Origin of the sequence: Bradyrhizobium sp. 6(2017), from assembly GCF_011058295.2 — a bacterium.
In the GTDB taxonomy this organism is placed as follows: Bacteria; Pseudomonadota; Alphaproteobacteria; order Rhizobiales; family Xanthobacteraceae; genus Bradyrhizobium; species Bradyrhizobium septentrionale.
In genome coordinates this window covers 7,740,651-7,758,417 of sequence record NZ_CP049289.2, presented here as the reverse complement: position 1 = coordinate 7,758,417, position 17,767 = coordinate 7,740,651, and the positions used below count along the sequence as shown (strand labels likewise).

General features: G+C 64.2%; 16 protein-coding genes. 7 read left to right on the top strand and 9 right to left on the bottom strand.

What is annotated here, in order from left to right:
• Positions 1 to 30: 30 nt before the first annotated feature.
• The 3 genes from G6P99_RS36915 to G6P99_RS36905 form a co-directional block, all read right to left on the bottom strand.
• Complete coding sequence (locus tag G6P99_RS36915) at positions 31 to 1,305, bottom strand: cytochrome P450 (protein WP_029080296.1); 1,275 nt, start codon at positions 1,303 to 1,305, stop codon at positions 31 to 33.
• Positions 1,306 to 1,335: 30 nt separating this feature from the next.
• Positions 1,336 to 2,607: a cytochrome P450 gene (locus G6P99_RS36910; RefSeq protein WP_029080295.1), complete on the bottom strand. Its 1,272-nt coding sequence runs from the start codon at positions 2,605 to 2,607 to the stop codon at positions 1,336 to 1,338.
• A 243-nt stretch (positions 2,608 to 2,850) separates the two neighbouring features.
• The gene (locus G6P99_RS36905) at positions 2,851 to 3,210 is read right to left on the bottom strand and encodes a hypothetical protein (RefSeq protein WP_029080294.1); all 360 of its coding nucleotides are present in this window, start codon (positions 3,208 to 3,210) and stop codon (positions 2,851 to 2,853) included.
• Between the two features lie 326 nt (positions 3,211 to 3,536).
• On the opposite strand from G6P99_RS36905, the gene G6P99_RS36900 reads away from it, so the two are divergent.
• Genes G6P99_RS36900 through G6P99_RS36890 form a run of 3 tightly spaced genes read left to right on the top strand, consistent with a single transcriptional unit; the run spans position 3,537 to position 6,082 of the window.
• Positions 3,537 to 4,682, top strand: coding sequence for a DUF898 family protein (locus tag G6P99_RS36900; RefSeq protein WP_156928527.1), 1,146 nt, complete (start codon positions 3,537 to 3,539; stop codon positions 4,680 to 4,682).
• Between the two features lie 4 nt (positions 4,683 to 4,686).
• Positions 4,687 to 5,805: a M48 family metallopeptidase gene (locus G6P99_RS36895; protein ID WP_029080292.1), complete on the top strand. Its 1,119-nt coding sequence runs from the start codon at positions 4,687 to 4,689 to the stop codon at positions 5,803 to 5,805.
• 31 nt (positions 5,806 to 5,836) lie between these two features.
• Complete coding sequence (locus G6P99_RS36890) at positions 5,837 to 6,082, top strand: hypothetical protein (protein ID WP_029080291.1); 246 nt, start codon at positions 5,837 to 5,839, stop codon at positions 6,080 to 6,082.
• A 14-nt stretch (positions 6,083 to 6,096) separates the two neighbouring features.
• On the opposite strand, the gene G6P99_RS36885 is transcribed toward G6P99_RS36890, so the two are convergent.
• A complete protein-coding gene (locus G6P99_RS36885; protein ID WP_029080290.1) occupies positions 6,097 to 7,245 on the bottom strand; it encodes an ABC transporter substrate-binding protein in 1,149 nt (382 codons plus the stop codon).
• A gap of 409 nt (positions 7,246 to 7,654) precedes the next feature.
• On the opposite strand from G6P99_RS36885, the gene G6P99_RS36880 reads away from it, so the two are divergent.
• The gene (locus G6P99_RS36880; RefSeq protein ID WP_029080289.1) at positions 7,655 to 7,867 is read left to right on the top strand and encodes a hypothetical protein; all 213 of its coding nucleotides are present in this window, start codon (positions 7,655 to 7,657) and stop codon (positions 7,865 to 7,867) included.
• A gap of 86 nt (positions 7,868 to 7,953) precedes the next feature.
• On the opposite strand, the gene G6P99_RS36875 is transcribed toward G6P99_RS36880, so the two are convergent.
• Entirely contained in the window at positions 7,954 to 9,078 is a 1,125-nt protein-coding gene (locus G6P99_RS36875) for a calcium-binding protein (RefSeq protein ID WP_029080288.1), read from the bottom strand.
• A gap of 1,111 nt (positions 9,079 to 10,189) precedes the next feature.
• Between G6P99_RS36875 and G6P99_RS36870 the strand changes: the two genes are divergently transcribed.
• Positions 10,190 to 10,477, top strand: a complete 288-nt coding sequence (locus tag G6P99_RS36870) for a hypothetical protein (protein ID WP_334261839.1) — start codon at positions 10,190 to 10,192, stop codon at positions 10,475 to 10,477.
• Between the two features lie 31 nt (positions 10,478 to 10,508).
• On the opposite strand, the gene G6P99_RS36865 is transcribed toward G6P99_RS36870, so the two are convergent.
• From G6P99_RS36865 to G6P99_RS36850, 4 genes are all read right to left on the bottom strand, one after another.
• Entirely contained in the window at positions 10,509 to 11,504 is a 996-nt protein-coding gene (locus tag G6P99_RS36865) for a LysR family transcriptional regulator (RefSeq protein WP_035976675.1), read from the bottom strand.
• Between the two features lie 86 nt (positions 11,505 to 11,590).
• A complete protein-coding gene (locus G6P99_RS36860) occupies positions 11,591 to 12,619 on the bottom strand; it encodes a MerR family transcriptional regulator (RefSeq protein ID WP_029080286.1) in 1,029 nt (342 codons plus the stop codon).
• 954 nt (positions 12,620 to 13,573) lie between these two features.
• Positions 13,574 to 14,374 (bottom strand): DUF2927 domain-containing protein, encoded by an 801-nt coding sequence (locus G6P99_RS36855; RefSeq protein WP_029080285.1) that lies wholly within the window; start codon positions 14,372 to 14,374, stop codon positions 13,574 to 13,576.
• A 107-nt stretch (positions 14,375 to 14,481) separates the two neighbouring features.
• On the bottom strand, positions 14,482 to 15,051 hold the full coding sequence (locus G6P99_RS36850) for a L,D-transpeptidase (RefSeq protein ID WP_029080284.1): 570 nt from the start codon (positions 15,049 to 15,051) through the stop codon (positions 14,482 to 14,484).
• 225 nt (positions 15,052 to 15,276) lie between these two features.
• Between G6P99_RS36850 and G6P99_RS36845 the strand changes: the two genes are divergently transcribed.
• Both G6P99_RS36845 and G6P99_RS36840 read left to right on the top strand, forming a co-directional pair.
• Positions 15,277 to 16,824, top strand: a complete 1,548-nt coding sequence (locus G6P99_RS36845) for an acetolactate synthase large subunit (RefSeq protein ID WP_165125662.1) — start codon at positions 15,277 to 15,279, stop codon at positions 16,822 to 16,824.
• A gap of 73 nt (positions 16,825 to 16,897) precedes the next feature.
• The gene (locus G6P99_RS36840; RefSeq protein WP_029080283.1) at positions 16,898 to 17,434 is read left to right on the top strand and encodes a hypothetical protein; all 537 of its coding nucleotides are present in this window, start codon (positions 16,898 to 16,900) and stop codon (positions 17,432 to 17,434) included.
• Positions 17,435 to 17,767 lie beyond the last annotated feature (333 nt).

The window sequence follows — 17,767 nt, the reverse complement described above, 5'->3', positions numbered from 1 at the left end:
TCCGGTTCGATCGGATCTGAGCTCCAGGGCTCAGCCCGGAATGCGCACCGGCAGGTTCTCGATGCCGCGCACGAAGCTGGAATAGACCCGCTTCGGCTCGCCGACCACCTCGATGCGGTCGAAGCGCTTCAGCATCTCCTGCCAGACGATCTTGAGCTGCAGCTCGGCGAGCCGCATACCGACGCAGCGGTGGATGCCGAAGCCGAATGACAGGTGGATGCGCGGCCGCGCCCGATCGATGATGAACTCGTCGGGACGGTCGATCACCTCGTCGTCGCGGTTGCCGGAGACGTACCACATCACGACGCGGTCGCCCTTCTTGATCGTCTTGCCGCCGATCTCGGTGTCGACCAGCGCGGTGCGCCGCATATGCGCGAGCGGCGTCTGCCAGCGGATCACTTCCGGCACCATGGTGTCGATCAGACCGGGGTTCTCCTTGAGCTTTTGGAACTGGTCGGGATGCTCGTGCAGCGCCAGCACCGAGCCGCTCATGGTGTTGCGCGTGGTATCGTTGCCGCCGACGATCAGCAGGATGATGTTGCCCATCAGATTGTCGGGGTCCATGTGCCGGGTGGCGTCGCTATGCGCCATCATCGACAGCAGGTCGTTCTTCGGCGGCGCGTTGACGCGCTCGTTCCAGAGCTTTGAGAAATAGGCGTAGCACTCGTCCATCTCCTGCCGGCGTTGTTCCGGCGAATTGACGACGCCGCTCTTCGGCAGCGCGGTGGAGACGTCGGACCAGCGCGTCAGCTTGCGCCGTTCCTCCCAGGGGAAGTCGAACAGCGTCGCCAGCATCTGGGTGGTCAATTCGATCGAGACGCGCTCGACGAAATTGAAGGTCTCGTTGCGCGGCAGATTGTCGAGCACGCTGGCCGAGCGCTGGCGGATCAGCTTTGCCAGCTCGTCGAGATGATCAGGCGTAAACATCGGCGACACGGTCTTGCGCTGATGGGCGTGCTTGGGCTGGTCCATCGCGATGAAGCTCGGATAGTCATAGCCGGGCGGCACGTCGCGGATCGAGATGCCGCCGAGCGTGGAATCCGAGGAGAAGATGCCGTGGCTGGTGTCGACATGCATGATGTCGTTGTACTTCACCACCGACCAGTACGGCTCGATCGGCGAATTGGTGCAGTAGTGCACCGGCTCTTCCTTGCGCAGCCGCTCGAACCACGGCCACAGCGTGTCGTTCTGGAACAGTTTTGGCGCGCCGGGGTGAAAATCCCTGAGCGGCGTCGCATAGGCCTCCTCGCGCGCCTGGCGCTCTAGCTCGACCCGATCGGCACGGATGGCGGTCTGGACGTTCATGGTTCTTGATCCCGGTTGGCTCGCGAGGCGTCAGGCGGCAATCCGCACCGGCAGCGTCTCGTAGCCCTTGATGAAACTGGAATACACCCGCAGCGGCTCCTCCACCACCTCGATCGTGTCGAAGCGCTTCAGGATTTCCTCCCAGATGATCTTGAGCTGCAGCTCGGCGAGCCGCAGGCCGACGCAGCGATGGATGCCGAAGCCGAAGGAGATGTGGGTGCGCGGGCGGGCGCGGTCGATCAGGAACTCGTAGGGCTTCTCGATCGCCTCCTCGTCGCGGTTGCCCGAGACGTACCACATCACGACCTTGTCGCCCTTCTTGATCTGGCGTCCGCGGAATTCGTAATCGGCGAGCGCGGTGCGCCGCATATGGGCAAGCGGCGTCTGCCAGCGGATCACCTCCGGAACGAAACTGTCGATCAGTGCCGGGTTCTCGCGCAGCTTGCGGTACTGCTCCGGATGCTTGCTCAGCGCATAGATGCTGCCGGACAGCGTGTTGCGCGTGGTGTCGTTGCCGCCGACGATCAAGAGGATCAGGTTGCCGAGGAAATTCTTCGGGTCCATGTTCCGCGTGGCGTCGCTGTGCGCCATCATCGAAAGCAGGTCGCTCTTCGGCGGCTGGCCGGAGCGCTCCTTCCAGAGCCTTGCGAAATAGCTCGCGCATTCCATCAGTTCGGCCTGCCGCTCGTCTTCGGTGGCGACGAGGCCGCCGGCGCCGGGCAGGGTGGTCGCGACGTCGGACCAGCGCGTCAGCTTGCGGCGGTCCTCCCAGGGGAAGTCGAACAGCACCGCGAGCATCTGCGTGGTCAATTCGATCGAGACCTTGTCAACCCAGTCGAACACGTCGCCGCGCGGCAGATTGTCGAGGCATTCGGTCGAGCGCTTGCGGATGTTGAGCGCAAGCTCGTCAAGATGCGTCGGCGTGAACATCGGCGCCACGGTCTTGCGCTGCGCGGAATGGCGCGGCTGGTCCATCGCGATGAAGCTTTCGCGGCGCAGGTCCGGCGGCACGTCGCGGATGGTGATGCCGCCGAGCGAGGCGGCCGAAGAGAACATCGCGTGGTTGGTCTCGATGTCCATGATGTCGTTGTAGCGGGTGATCGACCAGTACGGACCGAACATCGAGTCCTTGCAGTAATGCACCGGGTCCTCGCGGCGCAGCCGGTCGAAATACGGCCAGAACGTATCGGTCTTGAACAGCTCGGGATCGCCGGGATCATAGTCGGCAAGGAGAAGCGCGTTGGCGCGTTCGCGTGCGGCGTCCAAATTCACGTCTTTGACGAGATCGGCGGTCCCGTGCATGAGCGGCTCCTCAACCATTTCGCAGCCGGGGCGTCGCCGGCGCATCATGTTTTACCGAATTACATTCTCATTCCTGCATTTGCGCAAGGGCTCTCAACGCGCATTTGGCCGCATTGTTGTCAGGCCAAAGCGGCCGAATCCGGGCCTTTCTCGCAGGCCGGGGGCAGGGGCGGCGAGCGGGTCTGTTTGAAACGGCGTTTGATTCGGCTGGGCGCATGCGAACAATGCGGGTGGAGAGGCCGCTTATTGGCTGGCGGGTTTTTCACAGGGGAAGGTATCCTGCAGGCCCCACAGCAGCAGGGAAGCGACCGCCATGTCGCCTTTCGCGGCCCGCTTGTCGGCTGACTTGAGCATGATCTCTTCCGTCTGCTCAGTGCTCAGCGCGAGGTGGTCGGGCATGCAGAACAACATTTGGCCGCCATGCCGTTTCAGCCAGGCATTGGAAGCCATCATGCCGCCGCGCGCGCCGTCCAGGTACATATGATTGAAGATGCGAAAATTCTCATTCGCTGGATTGCGATAGGACTCCAGGCGCACGTCGGCGGCAGCGGCGGGAGCTGCCGTCAGCACCAGAAGGCATGCCGACAATATCCACTTGTTCATCGCCAGGTTTCCTCGCTTCTGCGGCGGTGTTTCTACTAGCCGTTCTGTCGGTTTATCTCTGGCGGAGGTTCGAGGCGAGCGAAGCTCGCTCGCAAGGGTTGGAACAAGGGTTGGAAGGAGGGGCCGGTTGGCTCCGCCTGCGGCCGATGTCCGCAGCAGAGGCTGCACTGTTTCCGGCGATCCCGTTAAGGTAAAGCCAACCGCCCGCCGTCAAAAACACCCCCGCACTCTCGACCTTGTGTGAAACCTGGATCACACTCGCAGCGACAAACCTGTGGTTTTGATACGCATAGATTGTCCCGTCCTGGAGCTATCCCGTGAACGACATGAGCTGGACCCCGCTGGGGCCGCCGAAGCCGCCGCCGGTCCCGCCGCCGATGCCGGTGGGGTTTTCAGGGAAGCGGCGGGAGTTCTTCCGCCTGGTCGCGCGCGGCGCCGGGCTCGAGTTCGTCACGGTCGGCTTCTACCGGTTCTGGCTCACCACCGACATCCGCCGCCACCTCTGGTCGAACACTCAGATCGACGGCGACGCGCCGGAATATACCGGCCGCGGCAAGGAGCTGCTGATCGGTTTCCTGATCGCGCTCGCGATCCTGGTGCCGATCTATCTCGGCTACTTCCTGATCGGCATCGAGGCGGAGCATCTGAAGGCCTTCGCCTCGCTGCCGCTGGTCGCGTTCTTCTACCTGTTCGGCCAGTTCGCGATTTATCGCGCGCGGCGTTACCGGTTGACCCGCACGGTGTGGCGCGGCGTCCGCTTCTGGATGAGCGGCTCGGGCTGGATCTATGCGCTGAAAGCCTCGCTATGGGGCCTGCTGGTCGTGATCACGCTCGGCCTCGCGCTGCCATGGCGCGAGGCGGCGCTCGAACGCTACAAGATGCGGCATTCTTTTTACGGCGATCTGCAGGGCTCCTTCGAAGGTCGCGGTTGGGATTTCTTCAAGCAGGGCTGGTGGCTCTGGCTGCTGACGCCGTTCGCGTTGTACATGACGATCTTCGCGCCGTTCATCTATGCCGCGTTCAAGGCGATCGAGTGGCGCTGGTGGCTGTCGGGCATCCGCTTCGGCGGGGTCAGGCTGGAATCCACCATGCGCCGCAGCGCGCTGATCGGCCTGTACTGGAAGGTGATCGGCTGGGCAATGCTGCTCGGCACGCTGTTCTTTGCCTATCTCGTGCTGTGTACCTTGCTGGTCGCCAGCATGGACGGCTCCTCGATCGAGACCTTCTTCAAGACCGAGGCGTTCGCCAAGAGCATTCCGCTGATCACTCTCGCCGGCGTCGGCTATCTTGCCTTCGTGCTGGCGATGAATGTGGTGATGCGCGTCTATCTGATGCGCGATCTCTGGGTCCGGGTGCTGTCGTCGACCATCGTGCACAACATCGAGGCTGCGGCCAACGTCACCGCGCGCGGCGAGCTCGCCAATGCGCTCGGCGAAGGCTTTGCCGACGGCCTCGACGTCGCGGGCTTCTAGCGACATGGAGACCGGTTCCGGCCAAACCAACCCCGCGGCGACGCCTGCACAAGGCGGCGTCTTCTTCGACGGCGCATCGAGCCGGAGGCGTCTGGTCGCGCTCAAACTGTCCGATGCGCTGGAGATCAGGGAGGACGGCGAGCTGCTCGCGCGCTGGGGCTATGCCGACATCCGCCGCGCCGACAGCCCGTCCGGCCTGTTGCGGCTGAGCTGCCTCACCGCACCACAGCTGGCGCGGCTCGAAATCCGCGACGCGCAGCTGATCGCGGCGGTCGTCGCGCGCTGCGACACGCTCGAGGAGGGGCTGCCGAACCGCAAGGGCGTCGCCGCGATCGTCGGCTGGTCGCTCGCGGCCGCGGTGTCGATCGTGCTGGTGGTGCTGTTCGGCGTGCCGCTCGCCGCCGACCGGCTGACGCCCCTGGTGCCTGACTCTTTCGAACGCCGCCTCGGCGATGTCGCGGAGGCGCAGGTCAAGGTACTGTTCGACGGCAAGCCGTGCAGCGACGCGGCCGGACAAGCGGCATTCGAGAAGCTCGTCGGCAAATTGCGGGAGACCGCAGGCCTCGACAATTCGGTGCAGTCGGGCGTGCTGGCGACCTCGGTGCCGAACGCCTTCGCGCTGCCGGGCGGCAAGGTTTTTCTGTTCAAGGGGCTGCTGGAGAAGGCCGAGAACCCGGACGAGATCGCCGGCGTTTTGGCGCATGAGCTCGGCCATCTCCGCCATCGCGACAGCATGCGCGAGCTGATCCACAATGGCGGCACCTCGTTCCTGATCGGGCTGCTGTTCGGCGACGTCACCGGCTCCGGCGCGCTGATCTTCGCCTCGCGCTCGCTGGTGACGTCATCCTATTCGCGCGACGCCGAAACCAATGCCGACACCTTTGCGATCGAGACCATGCACCGGCTCGGCCGTGCCGCGAAGCCGATGGGCGAATTGATGTTCCGCGTCACCGGCAAGGAAGGCGGCAAGGGAATTTCGATCGTCTCCAGCCATCCGCTGACCGAGGACCGCCTCGCGCGCATGAGCAAGGCGGACGCCGCCAGTCCGGCGACCGGCCGGCCGCTGCTGTCGGGCGCCGAATGGCAGGCGCTCAAGGGCATCTGCGGACCGGGCAAGGTGTGAAGGGTTTCTTGTCGTTTGCTGGAGCACTCTCATGCAGCATGACAGCGACTACTGGTTTCCCGCCAAGCGGTATGGCTGGGGCTGGGGACCGCCGGTCTCCTGGCAAGGCTGGGCGGTCGTCGCAGGCTTCGTGATTCTGATCGCTGTCGGGGCGGCGATGATCCTTCCGCACACCCGCCCCGGCTTCGTCGGCTATGTTGCGGTGCTGAGCGTCCTGCTCACCGGCGTGTGCTGGTGGAAGGGCGAGCCGCCGCGATGGCGATGGGGCGGCGACTAGCCAATTTCGCGCGCCTACTTCACCAGCCGGAACTTGCCGCCCTCGACCTTGATCAGGAACGCCGACCGCTCGTCATAGCCATTGTGGTTGGTCGGGCTCATGGTCGAGAGGCCGTTGTTCAGATAGACGTCCTTGCCGCGCTCCAGCTCGTCGCGCAGCGCGGCGCGGAATTCCGGCGTGCCCGGTTTCGCCGATTTCAGCGCGTTGGCCGCCGCCCGCTTGAACAGTGTGACGGCGTCCCACAGATGCGCGCCAAAGATGTTCGGCTTCTGCCCGTTGACCTTCTCGTAGGACGACACGAACTCGTCGCGCACCTGGCGGAACGGATCGTTCGCCGGCAGGTCGTCGGCGATCGTGAAGGCCTCGCCGGTGAAGACCGCGCCGTCGACATTGGCGCCGCCGAGCTTGATGAATTCCTCCGACGCGACGCCGTGGGTCTGGAAGATCTTGCCGGCATAGCCGCGGCTGCGCAGCGCCTCCTGCGGCAGCACGGCGGGCGTGCCGGCGGAAGCGATGAACACCGCCTCCGGATTGGTCGCGATCACCTTCAGCGCCTGGCCCATCGCGCTGGTGTCGGCGCGCGCGTAGACCTCATGGGTCGTGACGGTGAGGCCGAGCGTCGGCGCAAGCTTCGACACCTCCTTGTAGTAACCTTCGCCATAGCCGTCCGACACGCCGATATAGCCGAGCGTCTTGATGCCGGACTTCGCGATGTATTTCAGGATCGCCGCCGCCATCAGATCGTCATTGGGCACCACCTTGAACGCCCAGCGGCGGCGGTCGTCCATCGGCTGCACGATCGCGGTCGCCGCCGCGAGCGAGATGATCGGCGTCTTGGATTCCACGGCGACGTCGAGCATCGGCATGGTCACCGGCGTCAGCGAGGAGCCGATCAGGATGTCGACGCCGTCCTGGATGACGAGACGCCGCGCATTCTGCGTGCCCTTGGTCGGATCGGACTCGTCGTCGAGCGCGATATAGGTTACCTTCTCGCCGCCGATCTCCTTCGGCAGCGCGGCGATGGTGCGCATCTGCGGCTGGCCGAGCGCCGAGCCCGGTCCTGATGCGGACACCACGACGCCGACCTTGATGTCCGCATGTGCGTCCGGCGCCATCAGGATCGCGCCCGCGAGTACCCAGAGTCCGGCCATGGCCAGCTTCATTGCAAATCCTCCCAGCAAGTTCTTCTTATGCGCGGCCGATGATAGCCGACCGGCATCCGGTTCCGCATCATATTGATTCCGCCCGATACGTCTGTCCCCCTGATTGGGGACATCCGGGCACGGCATCAGCGGGGCCGGTGGCAAGCGTCGGGGTCACCGATCGCTCGTGAACTTCACGTTTACCATTTCCTTAAAGGCCGCGCGAACCAGTTTCCCTAATCGGGCGGCAACGACCTGCTGCTATTGAAAGAGGGGAAAAGGGAGTACGAGCGATGTCCAGCATTGTTCGGATCCTCGTCTTGATCGCATCTGCGTATGCGGGATCCGTGTTGACGGAAATTCAGTTTGACGGCGCGGTCGCCGCAAACGGTCCAAGTCTTGGCAGTTCAAGTCCTGGCAGCTTACGTCCATGATCGCGCACCATCCGCTCGCATCCGAGCACGCGCGCGCCATCTGCGAAGAGATCGGCTGGAGACTGCGCCATGCGCTGCGCGGCGATTACGCCGATTTGCCGCCAAGGCTGCGCAAGCTCGTGGACCAGCTCGCCCAGCAGGAGTGCGACGCACCGTCGCTGGTGCCTGCGATGGACGACATGACGAGACCGCTGGTCGTTGCCGCCTAAGCTTATGACCTGCGGACGGTGCTTGCGACGTCGGCACAAGGCGCGCGGATAAGGTACCGCTTGGCGCGCCTCGCGGCGAATCCGCATCAGCTCACGATGGAGAAATTTGCCGCCGTGACCGTGCCTGCCGAAGCGCCATTCAGCCACACCGCGGTGTCGGCATCGACCTGAACCACGAAATAAGCCCCGTTCTGATATGAATGCGACAGAACGTCGGCGAAGGATGTGAAACCGGACCCGTTCAATTGCACGACGTCCAGACTCGGCGTCCAGTCCTGCACGACCTGCACTCCGGGCACGTCGTTGACAACGAAGGTGTCGTTGCCCAATCCGGTGCCCGGCCCGCCGCCATCGCCTCCAAAATAGTAGTTCACGCCGGTGCCGCCATCGAAATAGTCGTTGCCGGCGCCGCCGATTAGGACATCGACACCATCGCTGCCAAACATCACGTCGTTGCCGGCGCCGCCGTACAGATAGTCGTTGCCGCCATAGCCGTACTCGACATCATCTCCGGCGTCGCCGATCATGATGTCCTTGACGAATGATCCGACGAACACATCGTTGCCGTCACCGCCATATGCCGTTCCGCCACCGGACGACATGTACAGGTAATCGTTGCCGCCACCGCCCTCCAGCAGATCCACTCCTGCGTCACCGACAAGGGTGTCCGCGGCTGCGCCGCCGAGAATGGTGTCGTTACCGGCCCCTCCGTACATGTAGTCGCCATACAGCCCATATGGCCCGCTGACGAACAGAAGATCCGCGCCCTCTCCCCCGTAGAAGACGTCCTGGCCGCCGGCATAATTCACGGTTGTGACCAGCTCGAGTGTGTCGTTGCCGTCGCCCCCATAAAGGTACGAGCCCGCAGTCGTGTTTAGTCCGTCAATGGCCTGGACGTAATCGTTGCCTGCGCCACCATCTGCATAGGCAGACCCGTGCTCCGAGGGCGACGCCCCGATGTTTAGCAAGGTATCATTGCCGTCACCCCCGTAGGCCCTGGCGGTCGACGAGATTTGGTCATTGCCGTTCCCGCCATAGGCGGTGGCTGTTAACCCGGAAAGCGTGTCATTTCCCTCGCCGCCATAGATAACCGGATGGGAAATCGGTCCGTAGACCGCCGTCAGGCTGTCGTTGCCATCAAGCCCATAATAGACGTCGTCGGAAGATGACGAATATGTATCGTCACTGTTGGTCCCAACGTAAGTGGTCATAAGTATCCTCCAAAGCAATTCAAAATACGCTTGCGGCGAGCTATCGCAGGTTGACCGCTTCGAGCATCACTCCAAGTATTCCACCCGCCAAAGCCCGAATGGGCTACGACTTTCGGGATCTCGTCAAGGTTGGTGACGGTCCCACGGCAAAATGTCAGTGGTGCTGCGCCCACATTCCGAAGCCAAATCGGCCCATATAAACATTTGGAAACAGGATGGATGTTTCAATTCTGTGGCCAGGAGTGCGTTCGGTCAATCACGCGAGTGCAGCAGGGTATCGTTGATCGATCGGACCTTCACGTAGAGAACGTGCACGGCAAATCAAACACGATGGTAGTTGAATGTGTGCTACCCTGCATCCCGGGATGGAATTGCCGTCCCGTTTTTTGGAGAACACGGCTATGAAACGCTCGTCGCTCTTCGTCACCAATTTCGCTGTCGCTCTGTTGTCGATCGCGCCGCTAATGTGCGTATCAAGCGGCCCGGCGTGGTCGCAACCCACGCCGGCCCCGGACAGCGCCATCGACCCGCTTCCCAACATTTCGGTCGAGGCGCCGAGGCATGTCGGCACGCAACACAGGCCGACGCAACGCGCGGCGGCCCGCAGCACCTCATCTCCGCATACAGCTTCGACCTCGGTGTTTTGCATCGGCGGTTGCATGACGAGCATGAAGTCAGGTGACCGCCCCTGGGTCGGATGCTCCTGGTCTGCCGGCGCGTCTGCCTACACCGGGTGCCGGAACATCGGGCCCGGCGGCATCCCCTTCAAGAGCTATACTCAGTGCACGGAAACCGGATTGAATAACGGTTGGAGAAGCGGTGAAGTCTCTGCGTATTGCACCAGCCTGGCTTTGAAATAGCGAGCACGACGACACATCAGACGTGTCCGAATGTCCGAGGCCGGGCAGGGCCTATGCGGAAATCGCGGCGCCGCAGACTTGCGACGCTTTCCGGTCCCCTGGCAGACGGGCTGCAACTGCAAAGGAGATGCTTCGTTGAGACGCGCTTTGATCATCCTCGGCATATTGTTCGGCGGTTCGATCGTTGTGATCGGTGCCGGGAAAGTTCTCTTCGCTACCAACTGACGCGGGTGGACGCCTATCCAGCCTTCATGAAGAAGGATCTTGCAATGGGCCGTAGCTCTTACGACGAGACGAAGCGCGCCTTCTCTCAATTCGTGAAGAATGCATTTCCGGTTGGCTCCGACGCGAGAGCCGCAATTGCCCAGATCACCGGAGGTGGCTTTCGGGTTGAAAAGTCGGATAGACCGAACTCGGTCGCACTTCTATGGAATCGCCATGCGGGCCCGTGCAGCGAGCGATACGCCATTACGATCGAGCAGTCGGCAGATGGAAAGGTCGCAGACGTGGCAGGACAGCTCTATCCGGTTTGTCTCTAGTCGTCCGGCCTCGATCGTGGCCCGCGCGCCGCTACACGTTCTTCGCGACCTTCCGCGTTCGCGTCGGTCCGGCGCCGGCGATCGCCGGTTTGATATTCCACACCGCGCGCACGCTGGCGAAGGCGTGGGCGATCACCGGCTCCTGGCGGCGCGCGGCGAGGCAGGCGAAAGAGAGATCGCAGGTGAGCTTCACTTTGTCGACGACCACGAACTGATGCGGGCGCGCCATCCGCGGCGCCAGCACGCTGTCGCGCGCGAGGCTGAGGCAGAGGCCGGATTCGACGAAGTCGATCATCGCCTCTTCCTGATCGGTGTAGCCGATGCGCTTCGGCAACGGGCCGAGCGGGCGGAAGATGTCGTCGAGCAGACGGCGGTGGCCGGAATGCGGCGGTGTCGCGAGCCAGGGCAGCTCGGCGAGTTCGGCCCAGCCCTTGCCCATCACCCGCTCCCGCCAGGCGATCGGCGCGATCACCCGGTAGTCGTAGCTGAGCAGCGGCGCCAGCTGGTAGCGGCCGTCGGTGATGGTCCGTTCAGTGAAGCTGTGATGGGCGAGCTGCTCCGGCGGCGTGGCGTCGACATAGTAGCCGACGTCGAGCTCGCCCCGGCCGACTTGTGCCAGCACGTCGTCGCTGACGCCATGGCGCAGGAATACTTCGGTGCGTTGCGAGGACATCGCAAGGCTGCGCACGAACGGTCCAAGCCGGGTGAATTCGGGATCGAGGATGGTGCCGACGCGCAAGGTGCCGCGCTGCGCCTCGTTCAGCGAGTCCGCCGTCGCCTTGAAGTCGGATGCCGCCGCCACCGCCCGGTGCGCCAGCGGCAGCAGCGCGGCGCCGGCCTCGGTCAGCGTAAAACCGCCCGGCGTGCGGTTGAACAGCTGCAGCCCGGTGCTTTCCTCCAGCGCCTTCAGTTGCAGGCTGACCGCGGGCTGGGTCAGTTTCAGCATCGATGCCGCGCGCGACACGGTGCCCTCACGGGCAACCGTGATGAAGCAACGCAAGGCCTGGGTACGGGGGAGGTCGGTCATTGAGTGGGCTTATAGCACACTTTTTCGCCGCGCATCGACCGGCATCGTGCACTATTATATTATCAGAATACAACCAAGACGAGAAATCAGGCCGGCCGCCACGCGATCATGCCTTCAGTCCGCGCGCGCACCTGCGGCGAGGCGAGGCAGGTCGCGACCGCTTCATAGCCCACCGCGCCGGGCACCGGCGTGACGCAGACCGGCACGCTGTGATTGGCGGGGCACAGGATGATCGCTTCGTCGTCGCCGACCGCGTCGAGATCCAGGATCGCGCTGGAGCGCGTCAGGAAGAACAGCGGCTGCGCCTGCGGTCCGCGACGGCGCAGCTGCGCGATCACCGCTTCCTGGCTTGCCGCATCGAGCCCGTGCTCGAGCATGTCGATCACGGGGATCGCGTCGCCGTCGGCCTCGAGCTCTGCGAGCAGCGTGGTCAATGCCGGTGTCTCCACGGCGCCGTCAGCGAGATGAGCGGCAAGGCTTGCATCGACCCTGGCCTTGTGGGCGGGATCGGCATCGAGACGCGCGCGAACGGCCGCGCCGCCATCGGCTGCGCGGTCCAGGCCGACGAAGCTGGCGTTGGGCAGTGCTTCCGCAAGCCGCTGAGCGAGGCGCGTCTTGCCGCTGCCGAGCGGGCCGACGATGTAGTTCAGCGGCTTGACGTCGCGCAGCTCGAAGCGTTCACCGCCCCAGGGCCACGGCAGATCGAACGCGACGGCGATCGCCGGTCGCGCCCTGACTGCGCCGATGATTTCGCGCGCCGCAGGCATCTTGCCGCCGCCGAGGTCGGCGCGCAGCGCCCGCACCCTGGCGATGCTGTCGCCGCATTGTCGGACCCGCGCTTCGAGCGTGGCTTCGTGCGCAGCCAGCACGCGGTCGAGCACGGCGGCATCGCCGCTCAGGACCCGCGCCAGTTCGCCGATGCCGAGGCCGAGCGCACGCAGCGCGACGATCTCGGCACCGCGCGCCATCTCGGCCGGACCATAGGCGCGCCATCCCGCTGGCGTGCGGGAAGGCGCGATCAGGCCGCGCTCCTCGTACAGCCGCAGTGCCTTGGCCGAGATGCCGAGCTGCCTCGCAGCTTCGGACGGACTGAGAAAACGGGCGGCAGCATTCATCGAATCACCTCGCATCGTCTGACCGCGTCTCTTATGGAGGCGGCTGCAGGGGCAAGGTCAAGCGGGGAGGGTGGTGATCCTCATGCGGGTGACCAGTGAGGAGAGCACATAGCTCAGGCTCCCTCTCCCTTGCGGGAGAGGGTGGGGAGGGGGGCCCCGGGCGAGATGATCGATGAGCGCATCGCTCTCGCAACTTGTTCGCTTGTCGCCGTCGCAGAAACGAAAGAGTACGTCGTGTGGCACCCCTCTCCCTAAGGGGAGAGGGAACCCTTCCGCCGGTGTGTCCCTCACACGCCAATCACTGAGTTGCCCGACGGCGCAAGCCCCCATGGCAAAAATATTTCTATTTATCAGAATGCCCAACTCAGTGTATGGTTCGCCCGTCTCACCCGATCGAGGGGCGCTTCGCGATCGTCACGAACGAGGTGTGGGATGCGGTGGACGCTGACGTCACGACGGACGAAGCGTGATTGAGGCGGACAGCGAAGTCGTGTGGTCCTGACGCCCTAGCGGCCGGTGTCCCCTTGTAAGACGCAATTGCGTCTTGCGAAGGCGGTGACAAACAAGCCCAGTCTCGCCCATCGCGCAGGGAAAGCCGGATTGCTCCGGTTACACCTGTGGTCCTACCCCCGAGCTTTCTACCCTTGCTCGGGGCCCATGGGTGCGATCGGCACCTGGCTTTCCCTGCGCCCTCTGCGAGAGAGGGCGGAACGAAGAGCAAACCTCGGACAAATCATGTCGCGAGAACGCAGAAGTTTGACTCGCAAGCGGCACCACACACTCAGTGTCGTCCCGGCGCAGGCCGGGACCCATAACCACAAATGCCGATTGTCATGCACTGCTGGAACGACGAGTCCCGTCAGCCACATCTGCTGCGGCGTATGGGTCCCGGCCTGCGCCGGGACGACAGCGGCGTGCGTGACGGCATCGCTTGCCTGATCTCGCCGCCACCCCTCACTCCAGATGGTTCACCTTCGCCACCCAGGCGCGGATGTCGGTGAGCACGTCGGGCAGCACGGCCTTGACCTCCTGCACGGTCATGCCGGGCTTGATGCGGGGGTCGTAGAGCAAATTGAGCAGATATTGGTCGTAGACGTCGAAATAGCCCATCGAGACGCTGTCGTTGAACATGGTCCACGGCACGGTCGCGGTATCGTTGATCGGGCCGAGCGACTGCAGCAGCTCCTCATAGGCGCAGTCGAGGAAGACGAAATCGCCGTTGTCGACGGTCAGGATCACGTCGGAATGCTCGATCTCGTAGTTCTCGTTCTTGCGGAAGCCGGACAGGCACTGCGGATCGAGCGAGGAGCGGATTTCCTTGGCGCGGTCCTGGCCGTAGAAGGTCGCGATGGTGCGGTAGAGCTCGCGGTCGCGCACCAGCTTGACCACGACATTGGCGGCGTCGCTGCTCTCGGTCATCGCGATGTCGAGATGTTGCACCTTGGCTCGGATGTCGGCGACGACCTTGGCGAGCTGGGCCTTGCGATCGGCGCGGCTGCCGTCGGCGAACACGCGCACCGGGCTGTCGTATTTGCGGATGCGATCGACCCGTCCGGCGAGATGATATTCGGCACCGAATGCGGTCTTCAGAAAACCCTCGACGATCTCGGCGTCGGTGAAGAGCTTCTTCTCGCTACGCTGGCGCACGACAACGGCCGGCACCTCGGCGCCGGCCGCGGGCACGGTGGCGTCAGTGAGGCAAGCGGCGAGCGCTGCGGCGAGAACGAGCAGGATCGAAGGGCGGTGCTGGGGCATTCTGACGACGCTGCCGCAATGCTTGCGGCAGCGCAAGGCGGGATCAAGGCGGCGGGATCAGCGATCCTGCCGGACGGTGGCGCCTAGTTCCGGTGAAATCGACGCGATCAGTTCTTCACCACGACGGTGGTGCCGACCGAGACCCGATCATAGAGGTCCTTGACGTCGTCATTTGTCATGCGGAAGCAGCCCGACGAGACCGCCTGGCCGATCGTCTCCGGCTCGTTCGAGCCGTGGATCCGGTACAGCGTCGAGCCGAGATACATCGCGCGCGCGCCGAGCGGATTCTCGATCCCGCCGTTCATGTGACGCGGCAGATCGGGGCGGCGGCGCAGCATATCCCTGGGCGGCGTCCAGGACGGCCATTCCTTCTTCGCGGAGATGCGGTGGACGCCGCCCCAGCGGAAGCCGTCGCGGCCGACGCCGATGCCGTAGCGCAGCGCCTGGCCGTTGCCCTGCACCAGATAGAGCCGGCGCTCGGCGGTGTTCACCACGATGGTGCCGGGGGCATAGTTGGTCGGGTAGTTGACGGTGGTGCGCGGGATCGGGCTCGCGCCGTTGCCGAAGAAGCTCGGGGGCTCGGACTGGTAGCCGCGGGAATCGAACAACTGGGCCTGGGCCTGGCCGGCACCTGCCAGGATCGTGAGCGCGGCAAACATCAAGGCAATCGGGCGCATCGTCATCGTCCTCGCGAACAATCAAATATGCAGCCAGAAAGGCCACAACCGCCGGCGTTTCGCAAGCGACGAAGCCGTGACACCAGCCATTTTCCGACGACACGGTTTAAAAAGGCAACAGATCGGAAGCGATACCTGCATTGTCCGGCCAAGCCTTTGACGAAGCGGATGAAGAATGGTTGATCTGGATCAACCTCAAGAAACATCTCTGGCGGGAGCGGGATCATGAACGGTGCGGAAAGTCTGGTGCGGACATTGGTTGCGGGCGGCGTGGACGTCTGCTTCACCAATCCGGGCACCTCGGAGATGCATTTCGTCGCGGCGCTGGACAAGGTCCCGGGCATGCGCTGCGTGCTCGGTCTGTTTGAAGGCGTGGTGACCGGTGCGGCCGACGGTTATTTCCGCATGAAGGGAACGCCGGCCTCGACGCTGCTGCATCTCGGGCCCGGCCTCGCCAACGGCCTTGCCAATCTGCACAACGCCAAGAAGGCCCATTCCGGCATCGTCAATATCGTCGGCCAGCACGCAACCTACCACATCGGCTACAACGCGCCGCTGACCTCTGACATCGAGGGCCTGGCGCGGCCGACGTCGTCCTGGGTGCGCACGTCGCCGGATGCCAAGTCGGTTGCAGGCGATGGTGCGGCTGCGATCGCCGCGGCCAGGAGCGCGCCGCCGCAGATCGCAACCCTGATCCTGCCGGCCGACACCGCCTGGAACGAGGCCGACGGCATCGCCGAAGTGCCTGTCGACACCCAGCGTCCGAGCTACTCGCCGCAGGCGGTCGAGCGTGCCGCGAAGATCCTGCACGGCGATGCCGCGCACACGCTGCTGCTGGTCACCGGCAGCGCGCTGACCGAACAGGGGCTGGCGCTCGCCGAGCGCATCGCCGGCAAGACCGGCTGCACCGTGATGGGCCAGACCTATCATCCGCGCATGGCGCGCGGCCGCGGCCGCTTCTCGATCAACCGCATCCCCTATGTGATCGAGCTGGCGCTGCCGATCCTGAAGAATTTCCGTCACATCGTGCTGGTCGAGGCCAACGATCCCGTCGCGTTCTTCGCCTATCCGAACAAGCCGAGCATGCTGAAGGCGGAAGGCTGCGAGGTGCATCGCATGACCGCCTGGGGCGAGAATTCGGTCGCAGCCCTCGAGGCGCTCGCGGGCGCGCTGCATGCCACGGTGCACGACGTCAGGCCGCAGCAATTGGAGGAACTGGCCAAGCCGACCGGCGCGCTCAACCACGCCTCGATCGCGCAGGCGATTGCGTGTGCGATCCCCGAGAACGCCATCATGGTCGATGAATCGGTCACCACCGGCCGCGGCTTCTTCCCGCCGACGGCGGCCTCAGCGCCGCATGACTGGCTGCAGAACATGGGCGGCTCGATCGGCTTCTCGACGCCGGTCGCAACCGGCGCCGCGGTCGCCTGTCCGGACCGCAAGGTGATCTGCATGGTCGGCGACGGTTCGGCGATGTACACGATCCAGTCGCTGTGGACGCAGGCGCGCGAAGGGCTCAACGTCGTGACCATCGTGTTCGCCAACCGCATCTACCAGATCCTCCGTGGCGAGTTCGACGGCGTCGGCGCCGGCGAGCCGGGCAAGCGGGCGCAGGATATGCTCAAGATCGATCGCCCGACGCTCGACTTCGTCGCGCTCGCCAGGGGCATGGGCGTGCCGGGCAGGGCGGTGACGACTGCCGACGAGTTCAACAAGGCGCTGGCGGAAGCCGTCGCCGAGCCGGGGCCGCGGCTGATCGAAGTGCAGATGTAGACACACGCTTTAGAAGGCCGCGGCGGCGGCCCGCGATGAAGCTCATCGCGCATTAGTCCAGTCGGAGGCGCCAATGCAGACCGAGCTGAACAAGGTGATCGCCGCCGTTGAGGAGTTTTATGCGCAGGAGACGTTCCTGCTGGAGCGCGATCTCGGCGAGCGAACGCTTACTCACCGGCTGGCCGTCTATGTCGAGCGGCAGTTTTCCGGCTGGCAGGTCGATTGCAACTACGACCGGCTCGGCGAGCGCACGCTGCGGCTGCCGCGCGGCTCGACGATCTCGACCGATGACCATCTCGGCAAGTCGATCTACCCCGATATCGTCGTGCATCAGCGCGATATCCCGAACAATCTGCTGGCCATCGAGCTGCGCAAGGACGGCAATCACCAGCCCGTCGAGCACGATCAGCGCAAGCTGCAGGCGCTGACCGATCCGAATGTCTGGTTCGCCTACGCGATCGGCGTACTGCTGATCGTGGGAAAGGACGGGGTGAGCCTGTCCGAGGTCTATGCCGGCGGCGTCATCGACAGCACCGTATCGCGCTGGTTTGCCGAGCGGCTGGATGCGGGCGGGCTTGCGGGCAAGCATGACAATGGCGTTCAGCACTAAGTTGATGGATGAATCTTCTCTCCGCATTGCCGTGATAGCCCGTTTGGATCATGCGTGGCCGGTGCATGCGGGGCAGAACAGAAGGCGCGGGAGGTGGAGCAATTACTGGGGCTGGTGGTCAATTTCAGAACGATCCGATGGCGGTGCGGATTACCGGCTTCGCAACTCTTTCGCTCCCCCTCCCGCACTTGACTTCACGGGCTCAGCTCTCGCTCCCCAAACCGGCGGCGCAGCCGATTGCGACGTGACGGGTCGAGACAGCCCGCGAACCGAGACAGAAAAGGCCGCCCCCTCGGGCGGCCTTTTCCGTGATCGCTGAGATCGCCAAGAGAT